The 12,661-nt window shown below is 66.6% G+C and carries 13 protein-coding genes and 1 pseudogene; 5 read left to right on the forward strand and 9 right to left on the reverse strand.

What is annotated here, in order from left to right; all coding sequences use genetic code 11:
• Window positions 1-27: 27 nt before the first annotated feature.
• The 5 genes and pseudogenes from O3438_RS10230 to O3438_RS10250 all read left to right on the forward strand — a co-directional run.
• Window positions 28-255 (forward strand): annotated as a pseudogene (locus tag O3438_RS10230) (IS5/IS1182 family transposase); the annotation flags it as partial.
• 33 nt (window positions 256-288) lie between these two features.
• Entirely contained in the window at window positions 289-1,002 is a 714-nt protein-coding gene (locus O3438_RS10235) for an NUDIX domain-containing protein (protein WP_269683611.1), read from the forward strand.
• A 562-nt stretch (window positions 1,003-1,564) separates the two neighbouring features.
• Window positions 1,565-2,476 carry a 5'-methylthioadenosine/S-adenosylhomocysteine nucleosidase family protein gene (locus O3438_RS10240; protein ID WP_269679747.1) on the forward strand — a complete coding sequence of 304 codons (912 nt, stop codon included), beginning with the start codon at window positions 1,565-1,567 and terminating at the stop codon, window positions 2,474-2,476.
• A 55-nt stretch (window positions 2,477-2,531) separates the two neighbouring features.
• Window positions 2,532-2,774, forward strand: coding sequence for a hypothetical protein (locus O3438_RS10245; RefSeq protein ID WP_269679748.1), 243 nt, complete (start codon window positions 2,532-2,534; stop codon window positions 2,772-2,774).
• A 331-nt stretch (window positions 2,775-3,105) separates the two neighbouring features.
• Window positions 3,106-4,272, forward strand: coding sequence for an outer membrane protein assembly factor BamB family protein (locus O3438_RS10250; RefSeq protein WP_269679749.1), 1,167 nt, complete (start codon window positions 3,106-3,108; stop codon window positions 4,270-4,272).
• Window positions 4,273-4,427: 155 nt separating this feature from the next.
• On the opposite strand, the gene O3438_RS10255 is transcribed toward O3438_RS10250, so the two are convergent.
• The 9 genes from O3438_RS10255 to O3438_RS10295 all read right to left on the reverse strand — a co-directional run bounded on the left by O3438_RS10255 (window position 4,428) and on the right by O3438_RS10295 (window position 12,569).
• Window positions 4,428-5,492, reverse strand: coding sequence for a M23 family metallopeptidase (locus tag O3438_RS10255; protein ID WP_269683612.1), 1,065 nt, complete (start codon window positions 5,490-5,492; stop codon window positions 4,428-4,430).
• A 465-nt stretch (window positions 5,493-5,957) separates the two neighbouring features.
• A complete protein-coding gene (locus tag O3438_RS10260; RefSeq protein ID WP_269679750.1) occupies window positions 5,958-6,935 on the reverse strand; it encodes a DUF2637 domain-containing protein in 978 nt (325 codons plus the stop codon).
• 382 nt (window positions 6,936-7,317) lie between these two features.
• Window positions 7,318-8,121, reverse strand: coding sequence for a hypothetical protein (locus O3438_RS10265; RefSeq protein ID WP_269679751.1), 804 nt, complete (start codon window positions 8,119-8,121; stop codon window positions 7,318-7,320).
• A 29-nt stretch (window positions 8,122-8,150) separates the two neighbouring features.
• Entirely contained in the window at window positions 8,151-9,134 is a 984-nt protein-coding gene (locus O3438_RS10270) for a DUF4192 domain-containing protein (protein WP_269679752.1), read from the reverse strand.
• A 250-nt stretch (window positions 9,135-9,384) separates the two neighbouring features.
• Window positions 9,385-9,798, reverse strand: coding sequence for a hypothetical protein (locus O3438_RS10275; protein ID WP_269679753.1), 414 nt, complete (start codon window positions 9,796-9,798; stop codon window positions 9,385-9,387).
• A gap of 226 nt (window positions 9,799-10,024) precedes the next feature.
• A complete protein-coding gene (locus O3438_RS10280) occupies window positions 10,025-10,528 on the reverse strand; it encodes a hypothetical protein (protein ID WP_269679754.1) in 504 nt (167 codons plus the stop codon).
• Window positions 10,521-11,147, reverse strand: coding sequence for a hypothetical protein (locus O3438_RS10285; RefSeq protein ID WP_269679755.1), 627 nt, complete (start codon window positions 11,145-11,147; stop codon window positions 10,521-10,523). Before O3438_RS10285 ends, O3438_RS10280 begins: the two co-directional genes overlap by 8 nt.
• Entirely contained in the window at window positions 11,144-12,088 is a 945-nt protein-coding gene (locus O3438_RS10290; protein ID WP_269679756.1) for a DNA-processing protein DprA, read from the reverse strand. The genes O3438_RS10285 and O3438_RS10290 overlap by 4 nt, the downstream gene beginning before the upstream one ends.
• A 319-nt stretch (window positions 12,089-12,407) precedes the next feature.
• Window positions 12,408-12,569, reverse strand: a complete 162-nt coding sequence (locus O3438_RS10295) for a hypothetical protein (protein ID WP_167944793.1) — start codon at window positions 12,567-12,569, stop codon at window positions 12,408-12,410.
• Window positions 12,570-12,661 lie beyond the last annotated feature (92 nt).

A 12,661-nucleotide genomic window follows, 5' to 3' on the forward strand; every position in this document is an offset into this window, starting at 1 on the left:
CCCGCGCGCACTCTGTCGGCGCGCTCAGGGCAGCGGGGGCACCCCGTTCAGCGGCGCCGCTTCCATCCGAAGCTGTCACGCCGGCAGAAGGCAGTCAACCGGGCGCGCGCGAGAATCCGCACTCGCGGCGGACGAGCCGTCGCCACGCTTAAGACCTGAAAGATCCAGACCGAGCTGCGCTGCGGCCGGCGCCGCGCCACCGCGATCGCGCAGGCCGTCCCCGTCCTGCGCCACGTCGAAGCCAACCGCTACGCAGCATGTAAATGGCGCATTGACTACGCTCTGAGCATGGGGACACGTGATCATGCGGTGCTGCGGCTCGCTGTGGACCTCGTCATCCTTACCGTCCGTGAGGATCAGCTGCAGATTCTCATCATCGAGCGAGGAAACCCTCCGTTCGCCGGCCGACCGGCCCTGCCGGGTGGATTCCTGCGGGGGACAGAGGACCCTCTAGCTGCCGCTCATCGCGAACTGCGCGAAGAGACCGGCCTCAGCGCGTCGGGCCTGCACCTCGAACAGCTGCCGGTCGCCGGTGCCCCTGACCGCGATCCACGCGGGCGGGTGGTCAGTGTGCCGTATCTCGCGATAGCGCCGAATCTGCCGATGCCGATTGCCGGATCCGATGCGAGTGGTGCACGTTGGAGGCCGTTGGACAGCCTTGAGGAAGACGGCCACCTGGCATTCGACCACGACGAAATCCTGCAGATGGCGATCGAGCGTGCCCGGATAGAGCTGGAGCACACGACTCTTGCTGCCGCATTCTGCGCTGAGCCGTTCACGATCGGCCAGCTTCGTGGCGTCTACGAGGCGGTCTGGGGCGGCCAGCTCGATCCGCGCAACTTCAGCCGGAAAGTGATCAAGACCGAGGGGTTTGTGGTTGCGACCGGCGAGAAGCGTCTCGTCGGTACAGGCCGACCTGCCGCCCTCTACCGACGAGGATCGGCGACCAGGCTCCATCCAGCGATGCTTCGAGCCGACCTGGGCCCTCCGATCCACCCGTAGATGTCATGTTGACAATAACTCGCTATCGCCGTAGCGTCGTGGGCGCGATCGACCCTGCGCGGTCGTGAAGTAACCCTTGCTGCCGGATCGCCTTGCGGAGTCCACGTGGTACGCAATCGATCATTCTATAGGTCGCGTGTGCACATTCGTCCATTGGCGGACGCCTTGTTGTACCGACGCGAGCACCAAGCGGACTGCCATTACTCGCACGCCGTCAACTAGGGCCTGGGGAACTCACCTCCAGATCTCAGCCTGCTGCCGAACGGCCTCGACGGGCTGCGCACGACAGCAATCCGTCCGGAGCCGAAAACCATCCAACGTCTGAATTGGAACAACCGACTGCCTGATGATGGTGGCTGCTCAGTAGTCCGCAACAAGCTTACTGTCCCGTGAGTTGGCAGCGGTCGACCGATGGCGACGTTGTCGATGCCAACGCAACGATACGTCGCAGAAGAGGCTGGCGTGCGGAACGTTCGTCACCGCTCACGGCACGTTCGCCACAGCTTTGGAAGAACTTCCAGGACTGCGGAATCAGTCCGTGTTGAGACTGGAGGAGTGATCAATGCCGACGGTGGTTTTCCTAACCGCATTGGATCTGGAGCACGCCGCTGTTGTCGAGCATCTGACGCAGCCGACGACCGAGCGCTGGAAACGTGGCATGATCTTCGACACCGGCGTGTTTCAGGGAAAAGCGTTGTGGCATGTCGCAGTAGCACAGGCTGGTCCTGGCAACGCAACGGCAGGCATTCTGCTCGATCGCGCCGTGACGACCTTCTCTCCCGACGTGGCAATGTTCGTCGGTATCGCAGGCGGCCGAAAGGATGTCCGGCACGGCGATGTCGTCGTGGCCGACGCGGTGTACGACTACGAGTCCGGCAAGGACGAGGAGCACCTCTACCTGCCGCGCGTCAAGACCTCCGCCCCATCCTTCGGCCTGGTGCAGCGCGCGCAGGCCGTTGTTCGCCGAGCCCGGTGGCAGGAACGGATCCTGCCTCGACCGCCCACGCACCGTCCAACGGCGTTCGTGAAGCCGATCGCCGCTGGGGGCAAGGTGGTGGCGAATGATCGATCGAGTACTGCGCGGCTCCTCACCGCTTACTGCGGTGACGCACTGGCGGTCGACATGGAGAGCCATGGTTTTCTTCGTGGCGCCTATGTCAACGAGGGCGTTTCCGCCCTGGTTGTGCGCGGGATATCCGACTTGCTGAGCGACAAGACTGCCGGGAACGACGCGCGCTGGCAGATTCCCGCGGCTCGCAATGCCGCAGCGTTTGCCTTCGAAGTTCTCGACGCCGGCATCGAACCCGACCAAACTGGGCTAGTTGGGGCGGACAGCCATCCGGCAGCAAATTCGTTCGTTCAGAAAAACAGCCCGGCCGGTGGGACCGTCTACGCGAACCAGGGCATCGGCAACCAGATCATTTATCCTGAGGCACGTTCCGAGGAGCGGCATGGATCCGTCCGAAAGCACTGAACGCGAGGGTCAAACGAGATACGTGCAGAAGAATTCGCCCCGGCGACGTGGGACCGTGTATGCCAATCAGGGCACCGGGCCCCAGATCATTAACACGGCGCCGGGAAAGCTGCGCTCCAGCATGGACACGAAGGCGCTCCTCGTGATCCTAGTGGCCGACATCGTGTACTTCTTCTTTGGGATGCTGACTTACACGGGCGAGAACACTGCAAGCGACACTTGGCGTGCCGTGATCTTCTTGGCGCTTCTGCTCGCCACTGCGGGCATAGTTCGCCGGTGGTTGCGGCGGCGCGTCTGATCTGCCCGACCCGATTGGCGATCACTGCACGACGGGCCGATCGGTCCGTGAAGCCGAACGGATGCTTTCCACCCCCTGATCAAGGAGGACGCCAATGGATGCGTTAGCAACGGGTGCCCGTACGGGTCCGGCAGCGCGCTTGCTGTCAAGAGTCTCGTTACGGGCTGCAGTCCTCACCATTGCTCTTGCACTGGCCAGCTGTGGCGACTCACCGGCGGCCGAGCCCGAACCTCCCGCGATCACGGGAAACGCTGCCACCTCCGGTGCGCCTGCGCCGGCTACCAGTACGTCGCTGCCCGCGCCGTCGGCTGCAGCGCCGCCGCCTGGGACCGTGTTGGCCCGCGTGGACGGGCCTGGCCGGCTGAACGTGATCGCGAACGTGCAGGGGCGCGGATTCGACGTCGTCAGCAGTGTGCTCCAGGGCGGCAACGACGTGTCGACGCTTCAGGCGCACGATGTAGACGGCACACCGATGGGCAAGCTCTCCCCAGGCTCCTTCACCGGCGAATGCGGCGCTGCCGATGTCATCACCCACGGCCGCCGGCTGATCATTACCCTGCTCATCAAGACGGTTCCTGCCGCCGGAATCACCCAGGAGACCCACTCTCTCGAAATGAACGCCTGGGACGCAAAGTCGGGCGAGCAGGTATGGTCTGCCACCCCGGTGGAACCGTCGCCGAAGTCGCTTTCATGCCAGGCGTACGACGGAAACCTGCAGGGCGTCTCGACCACTCTGGACGGCAGTTGGGGCGTCATGCTGTGGTCGCCCCAAAGCTTCGCCATCGACCTCCGCAATGGTCAGCTGTACCCACGCGACGACTTGCTTGGCACGATCGGCAACTACGTCACTGTGGGAACCGACAAGACGGTCTACCACCGTAAGCCGAACACCGTCAACATAACCATCCCGGGTGAGTGGAAAATACTCGGCACTTTCAAGGCCGGGGACTCCGAGGTCGGCCTGCTTGACCTCGCCCGAACCGGAAGCATGGCAAGTACTGGTGTGTCGTACGCCAGTTCATCGGGGCAGCGCACGTTGTCGACGCCCGACGGTACGACCATCGTTAGCCTCGTGGGAAATGCATCCTATGGGGTGCCGGACGCGATCAAGGCATACCGGCTCCCATCCGCTCAGCCGCTGTGGACCATCAAGACTCCGGAGGATTTCACCGACTCCATCCATGCGATCAACTCGTCAATCGTCCTAGTCGCCCGAGCTCGGTTCGGTGCAGAAGGCGACGGCGTCGAGTACATGGCCGTCGATGTAAGTACTGGCAAGGTTGTCTGGTCGCAGAAGACACCCGGCCTGTCAACCTGCCTCCTTACGGCTCGCCAGATCCTGATCGTGGTAAACGATCAGTTCGCGACCCTGGATGCAGCTACTGGCAAGCAGCTGTCATATCAGGACGGAGCTAGCGCCTGCCCTGGCATCGTCGCGCCCGGACTCACCGGCGTCGGCCGCGATCACATGGACGTCGTGCAACTCATCAGTCCTTGACAGTGGTTTCGCAGCTGTAACGGTCGCGCTACCGCTCGAGCCGACGGCCCGCATGGCAGGTGCCTCCCATCGAGGATCGGCGGGGAGGCTCCTTGCCAGCGGCTCACACTGTTCTGTGGTCAGTTTCAGTCCGAGGCGCTGCAGAAAAGACTGAGCTATCCCAACGGGGCGCCTAGGTTGATCATGAATGGAACCGGATCTATGGCCGCCTCTGCGCTCGCATCACCGTTGACGTGCACCTCGAAGTGGAGGTGCGGCCCAGACGAATGACCGGTCGAGCCGACGACACCGATGGGCTGGCCGACCTCGACGCGGTCGCCGACCTCGACCCGCGGTGGTTCGTTCATATGGCAGTACCGGGTGATGATCCCGCCGTCGTGACCGATGTCTACGTACCAGCCGCAGCCGCTGGTGAGATTCGGGTCCCCGTCACGATCGCAGCCCCAGTTGCTGCCGTCGCGGTTGTCGATGGCGTTGCAGCGAACCCGGCTGACGATGCCGGCGGATGCGGCTCGGATCACGGTGCCGCGTGGGGCGCTGAGGTCTACGCCGTCATGACCGGGCCGGGTTGCGGTTCGGAAGCCCGAGCCGACAGGCGCGAGGACTGGCTGGGTCCAGGGCCCACTGGCACCGCCGCAGCTGGCCAGGCGCCCAGTTGGCCGTGAACTCTCGCCGCTGGTGATCGTGCCGACGAGTTGAGTGGCTTCCGGCTCCCACTTGGAGTACGCGTCGGGATAGGCGCTGACTTGCACACGTTGGGCTGCCTCGGTAAGCGGCATGGTCTGCCAGCCGGGGATCGTCAACAACTTGGCGTAGAACCTAGCGGCGGCGTATGTCGGGTCTAGGAGTTGCGCGACGGTTCCCCATCCTTGGCTGGGTCGTTGCTGGAACAGTCCGACGGAATCCCGGTCGCCGCGGGGAAGGTTTCTTAGCGTCGATTCCTGCATAGCGGTGGCGACGGCGATCACCCACCCCCGAGTGGGCACGCCCTTGCTGGCTCCAGCTGCGGCGATAACGACGGCGTTGGTTACCTGATTGCGATCCCACCGGCCGACAGCTGGCCACCCACCCGGCGGCGCTGGGGCAAGCGATCGACCGAGTGTCGCACCCGAGCCGCAGCCGGCAGCGGAGCCTCCCAGCAGAAGGCCGGTGCCCGCGAGACAGACGAATACCACCGTGACGACGGCAGCGAGCAGGGTAGCGAGCATTCGAGGACTCACCGCCGGCTCCAGCATTCAGGTCGATTGGTGTTGCTGAGACGTGGCTTGATGGTCATGTTTCCTCCACTGGTGAGCACTCCCCAGCGGCGCCAAGGAGCTGATCCCGGCGCGTCCGGCGAGTCGAAGGGGGTCTGGCGCTGCGACGAGCAGGTCTACAAACGGAAAAAGGGCCGCATTTACGGCACCGGGAGGTGCAAATCGGGTTCGGGTGGGCGGGTATCGACAGCGAGAGGACAGGCCGGACGCGGATCCCGGGGCAGGCTGAGCAGGATTGAATCGGCTGATCAGGCTCCGGCGGGATTCCATGGGCACGAGGACCAGACGGGTCCCCCTTCGACCTCGAACAATGAGTCCGTCCAAGGTGTGGCCTCGTGCCGGCCCCCTCTGCCCCCTGCAGAAGTGGGACAGACGACCCACCACCGGGACAGAGGGGTACCGGCCGGGACCGTCATGCGGAGCCAGCGCTCATTGAGACTCAGGAGTCGAGGGTGCCGCCGGCACTTCGGTCAAGCTGTCGTGGCTCCCGTGGGAGGCCAGCTCGGCCAACCGGCGGGCGGTTGGAAGCGGGTGGTCGAGCATGCCGACCTGGCCGGCACGCCGGATCGCCTGGACGGAGCGCACATCGAAGTTGTGTCGCTGCGCGAGGGCACGAAGGTCGGTCTCGCCGTCCTTCATGTCCGCCCAGACGGCCTGCCAGCGACGGTAGCGGTCGGCATTCACGGGGATGCGGCGGATCAGGTCGACCGGCCACGGCTGTTCGAGGTCTTCGCCGGGCGCGAGGTCATCGCCGTCGTGCCGCGACATGTCAGGGTCATCCCGCGACACGTCGGGATCGTGTCGCGAAACGTCGTCCGGCCGGTTGTCGTCGTCCGGCGCTCGCCCGGCGATCTCCGGCTCGGTGTGGTGTCGCTGGCCGCTCGCCTGCGGCTCAGGTTTCTCATCACGCTGCATCGGGTTGGCGGTGGGGTGTTCGAGCATCCGCGACAGCATTTTGATCGCGGCGATGAGCGCGACCGCGGGCCAGCCGGCGATGATCCGGGCGATGACGTCGTCCTCAGCGATGAGGATGTTCGCGCCCAGGCTGACGACACCGCCGGCAGCGAGGGCGATCCACGGAAACGCGCCCGAGGGGCGGCCGGCCCGTCGATCGGCGAGGATCGCCAAGGTGGCGACGACCTCGATGCCATCGACTGTCAGCGGGAAGGCGTGTGCCTTCCAGCCCTGCTCACCGCGCGATTCGGCAAGTTCGCGGAGGTGGTCGTAGCTGACCGCACCGGCGACACCCGCCAGTCCGAGGGTGGTCAGGGTGGCTGCAGTGGTGATGACGAGGTCAGTCAGGGACCGTCCCGGTCCGACCGGGCGGGCGGTTCGCCGAAGTACTACGTCGATTGCCGTGACGGCGATGGCGACGGCGATGCCCACGAGGACGAGTCGGATGTCCATCAGCGACCCGCCCGTCGTCGCGACGGCGCGACCCCGATGTCACGGGTCGGTCGGGCGAGGCTGCGTGCAGTGTCGGGTGTCGTGACATACGCCTGCCGGGCGGTCGTCCGAGCGACGACATCCACCGTGAGGCCGCTGTCCTCCCAGCGGTCCGAGGCTGGGCCGGTGGCGTGTCGATCCGGGGTCGCGGAGGTAAGCAGGCAGGGCGCGATGGTGACGAGCTGGCCACGCGTTCGGGTGTTCAATCGCATCAGGTTTGCGCCTTCCAGAAGGGCGGTGCCGGCGCCTCCAGGGCGCCGGCACCGCACATCGGTGTGATCCGGCGCCCAGGGGCGCACCTGGTGGTGCGTCACCCGGGGTGCGGGTGTGGAGAACGCGGTCGTCAGTCGGTGCCGAAGTCGTACTCGCGGTGGTGGACGGGCACCACGTCGACCTCGCGGATCTTGTCGGTGTGGGCGCGTGCGACCTCAAGGCGGTCCAGGTCGTTCGCTACGACGTCGACCGCGACGGAGATGGCGACTCGTGGGTCGAGGGCCTTGACTTCGATGACGAGTGGTACCACGAAGACGATCCGATAGCGGGAACCTCGCTCGCCGCTGACGTTGCTGGTCGGTGGCGTGTCGTCGAGCGCGCGCAGCCGCAGCTGCCACTGTTTGGTCGGGTGGACGGATGCGTGCCGTAGGCAGCGAAGTTCGACGCGGAGGAGGCGTTCTGCAGCGGCTATGGCCTCGTCGCTGTTGTCCGCGTCGGTCTCGATGGCGAGCGGGGTGTGAACAGTGGCTTCGAAGTGGGTCCGCAGCGGCGGGGGCATGGTCAGGTAGCGCAGGGCTTCGTTTGCGTCCGGAACGGTAAGTGCTCCGGTGTTGACCGCGAAGATGATCCAGCGCCGCACCAGGTCGACGAACTGCCGGTAGCGTTCCTCGATGGCCGCACTGCTGTCCCGGATCTCGTGATCAGCCAGGGTGAGTGCGCCGCGAAGCGCGGCGATCAGATCGGTGTCGGCTTGCCGGACGAGGGCCATCTGTTGGGCGACGAGGTCGGCGGCGGCGCGGACCGCGTCCACGTCGGGGGCGACGGTGCAAGAGTGCTGGAAACCGGCATACAGCAGGTCGAGGATCTCCTCGGCGCCCCAACGGTTCTCCTGCATCACGGTGGCGGCGGCCGAGTCAGTGCGTGGGTTGATCACGGTACTGCTCCCCTCCTGATCGCGGCGGATCATGGTTGGTCCGTGTGCTGGGCAGCCCAGGTCTGCCAGTCCTGAAGGACGGACGGGGGGATGCCCGCGCGGAGACCGTCGAGGACGAGCAGTGCCATCCCGTAGCTCGGATCCGCCGTCAGAGCGCGATGCGCCGCAATGTCGGCCAGCGCACCATTCCCCTGCAGCCAGGCGGTGAAGGCCAGCAGACTGGCTGGCGCCGCAACCAGATCCGGGTCGGCCCGCCGGGTGAGGTCCCGCCACAGTTCGAGGTGCCACTCCTCGCGGCTGGCGGTCAGCCAGGCATGGTCCCGAACGGCGATGGTGCTGAGTAGCGTGGTGAGCCAGGCGACCTCGTCATCAGTGCACCGCTGACCGCTCCGGTACCGGTTGGCCGCCTCCGTCAACGCTGCCTGTCCTTCGGCCTCGACGGCGCTGAGACTGGCCGGTAGGTCCGCCAGCCGTCGGCGGGCACGGTCGGTTGCTTCGGTCATGGCGGCACGGAGGGCACCGCCCGCGGGTGCGATGGAGGCCGCGAGGCTTGCGCGGTCCGCGAACGGGCTGGATCCGGATACCGCAGCCCGTACCGACAGTGGGCTGGCGACCGCGTCGAACGGCGTGCCCTCGGGTGAGCAGCACGTCGGGTTGTCGCACAGGTAGGACCAGTACCGGTCATCGGTGACGCGTAGCGCGTCGTACACCTGCAGGCCGGCGACGGTGAGTACCGCACGGGCAGCATCGACCGCCGGCGTCGCGAGATCTTCCGGCCCGTAGGCGGCGATCACCACATGGGTTGCGTGAACGTGGTCGAGGGCCGGCAATGCCTGGGCGATGTCGGCCACTCCAGCGGGCAGGTCTCCCCGGGTGACAAGGGCGACCTTCGTCCCGGCGATCGCGATCAGGACGATGCTGTTCGTCGGGTGGAATCCGACCAGGTGCGGCACGGCGGCGAGCATCTCTGCGGCCGAACGCACCGGCAGGATGGAGTTGTCGGGGCTGGTCATCGTGTTTCCTTCCGAATCGGATCCACCACGCGATGGCGGGTGGACTGGTATGGGATTGCGCGGCCTGATCGAGTTCGGTCAGGTGTTGGCGTGCGCGTATGGCTCCGCCGGGAACGCGCCCGAGCGCGGGCGTGTGTTCAGGTCCGGGTGTGCACGGAGGTGCGCGTCTACGGCTGCGCGCAGAGGGTTGCCTTCTCGCCGGACGAAGCCAGGTGCGCACACCCGCGCGCACCGCCGTCGGCGAGCGGAATCACGGCCGAGGCGGGATGATCTCCACGTGCAGGTCCCCGGTGAAGCCGGTGGTGAAGGTCATCCGGAGTCGGTTCATGTCCAGGCGCTGAACATCTCGAAGCCCGTTGCGGTCTGTCATCCAGCGTGAGCAGCGCATCGCTCTGCCGATCTCCGCGACGACCAGATCAAGGTCCGGCGCGATCGGCGGAATCGGGTCCAGACCCAGGTGGCGGCGGCTGTCGGCGGCCCAGATCTCGCCGGTGGTGACCCAGTGACCGTCGCGGTGTCGGAACTCCACGGCGTCGGCGGGCGCGTTCTGTGCCCGGGCCAGATCGAGCAGGTAGGCCAGGTAGTCGGGGGCAGAGCCACGCATGCGGCCCCAGGCACGGATGTACGGGTAGTCCTCGTTACCGCCAGTGGCGTCGTCAGTCATCGAGGTTGGTCCTTTCAGCGCGAGCGGCCCGGGACCGCGAGCGGCGATCCCGGGCTGCGAGGTCGGATTGTTGTGCTGGCCAGCACCGCCCCTGGCCGGGTGGCAGCGCCAGGTCGTGCGATGGCGCAATGGGGCAACATTCAGCTGAGCCAGTGGGGGGTTTGCGAGGCGCCCAGTAGGTCTTGGGCGTTCGGCTCGCGGCACCTGCTGCGGGTGTTTCAGGCCGTCAGCGACGCCCTATTTCCCTCGCGCTCTCTACCCGGAGCGCTTCCACGGCGGCGGCAACTGCCGCCCCGAGCGTGTCGAACGAGGCTGCGCGCGCCCCGCCGTCGATGTAGAGCGGGAAGTCGACCCCGGTGATGCGGTTGTGGACGCGTACGTACCAGCCGAATTTGCCGTTGGGTGGGGACAGGTAGCTGGTGGCGTTGACAGCCGGTGCATCGATGGCGACGACGCACCGGGCACCGTCGGTCTGATGGCGGCGGGCGGCCCACCCTTCGGGAACGAGCCGTTGCGCCTCTGGCAGATGCTCGTTGACGAGGTCGACGGACTGGGCGATGTCCCGCTCGTTCTCCGCCGCGCGCCGACGATGTTCATGATTGGCGAAGCTGACCCACGTGCCCGACTCGGCATCGATGACGAGGTACGTCTCGCAGGCTTCGCACCACGGCAGGCCGTGACGCCGCAGTCTGCTGAGGGTCTGGCATCGCGAGCAGACGATGTCAGTCATGAAGGTGACCCCCCGCTGACTCCTCCTTCGCAGCGTCCGACTGATCGTGGCCCTGGACGTGCACTGGTAGGGATGGGAAATCGTTGAGGCGTCCGCGCCCTTCGGCGACCTGCTCGATGGCCGCGACAATCAGAGTGGCGACCTCCGCCGAGGTGGTGTGGTCGGGCACAGCAATGCTCCAGGTGTCGTCACTCGGCCCGATCTGGAACTCGCTCGTGTCGGCGACCGGCTCCCGGTGATCGGGTTTTGCGAACCAGCCGGGGCCGGCGGTGACGGCCCAGCGGACATCCCCGTTCTGGTCGGTGTGTTGGCTTCCGGCGTAGATGGTGGCGGTATTGCCGCCCGAGTGGTCGATGTGTGCGTGATGGCCGTGCCTTGCGATCTCGACGACCACGGCCTGCATGTCGAAGCGGGTGGGCTGCTGCCCGTCGTTGAAGGCGTCGCGTAGTTCGGCGAGCAGGCCGTTGTCGACTTGCTCCGGCAGCACGACCCTCTGATTACGTCGGGCGGCCGCCCACAGTTCGTCGTCGGTGGGCAGCGGGGTGCCGTTCCTGGCATTGCTTTCGCCCGCTTCCCTGACGAGCTCGAGCAGGTCGAGCCAGTCCGGGAAGGCGTTCATGTCGTCGTCCGCTCGGGTGAGCGTCGCTCGGCCAGGTGTCCGACGACGTCGGTGACGTCACGGACCAGACGCACCCGAGGCGTCTCGCGCAGTGCCTCGTGACAGCCGACGGAAAGGGCGGAGGTCACCGGACCAGGCACCGCCATCACAGGTCGGCCGAGGAGATCGGCCTGCGCAAGAACGGTCCGGGCGCCGCTGCGGAGGGCGGCCTCCACGAGCACGCAACCGCCGGACATCGCCGCCAGATAGGCCCCGTTGACGGCGACGCGGCTTCGGTACGGTGCGCTGCCGGGCGGCCAGGCGCTGATGAGAGCGAGCCGCTCGAACAGCGCTGAGTTGCCCTGCGGGTGCGGACGGTCGATTCCAGCGGGATTGATCGCGACGGCCAGGTGTCCCGCCGTCAGTGCGCCGCGAAGCGCTGCGGCGTCGACGCCGTACCCACCGGTGTTGAAGATGGTCCACCCGTTCTCGGCGAGGCCGTGGCCGAGTTCTGCGGCGACATGCTGCCCGTAGCTGGTGGCCGCGCGGGCTCCGATTACCGCGACAGACCGGTGCAGCGTTTCTACGAGGGGCTGTGCGCCGCGAACCCACAGGCATGGCGGTGGGGCGGGCAGCCGGACATCGTCGTCTGTGGCGTCGCGGTGCTGGTTCAGGTCCTCCAGCGCCGTGGGCCACTCTGCGTCCTGCGGGATGACGATCCGCGCACCGATCCGTTCGGTGTCGACAACGATCCTGGTAACGACCTGCCGCAGACCGGTTGCACCCAACTGTTCGGCAGCTGCGGAACGTGCCTCGGCCTGCGGCAGGTGGCCGGCGATCAACCGGTGGAGGACCGCTTCCGGGCCCTCATCGTGAATCATCGTGTGGACGAGTCGGTCACCGACAATGGTCAGCCGGGCCAGGACAGCGCGGGCGATTCTTGGGTCGTCGATGGTGCTCATGTCAGCTTCTGTCTCCTTCCGGGTCAGGGGATGCGGGGCTGGCGTCGCCAGGCCATGCCTCCCTTGGGAGAGTTGTTGGGCCTGGGCGCGGCACTTCGCCGCGCCCAGGCGCAGTCATCTCGGGATCGCCGGGGGTACGGCCGGCGGAGGTCTGGGTCGAGGGGCGCAGCCTCGTCAGAGGCGGCAGGCGAATCAGCGCGAGCTCAACCTGCGGAAGCGGGTGCCCTTCGAGGGCGCTCGGTCGCGGGAGTGTGGCGGCGACACCCCTGTACGGCTATCGGCGCGAGTGGCACGGTCGCCCTGCGCGAACTGGTCGGTGTCAGTGGCCCCCGAGCGAGCCGAGACCGGTCGCGGAGATGACGACCAGGGCAACGACGTGGAGGCTGACCAGGGCAAGGACGTGGACCGCGGGATGCAATCCACGGCGCAGACAACGCCGCAGGAAGCCGCTCTTGGTCTCGGGGGCGACGTGCTTGGGCATCAACAAATTCCTCTCAGCTGGCCGCGCTTGCGGACGAAACGCGACTGGGAAGGTCGGGGTCACGGACACCTGCGTCCGCAGCGGGACGGTCC

This window comes from Micromonospora sp. WMMC250 (assembly GCF_027460215.1).
In the GTDB taxonomy this organism is placed as follows: domain Bacteria; phylum Actinomycetota; class Actinomycetes; order Mycobacteriales; family Micromonosporaceae; genus Micromonospora; species Micromonospora taraxaci.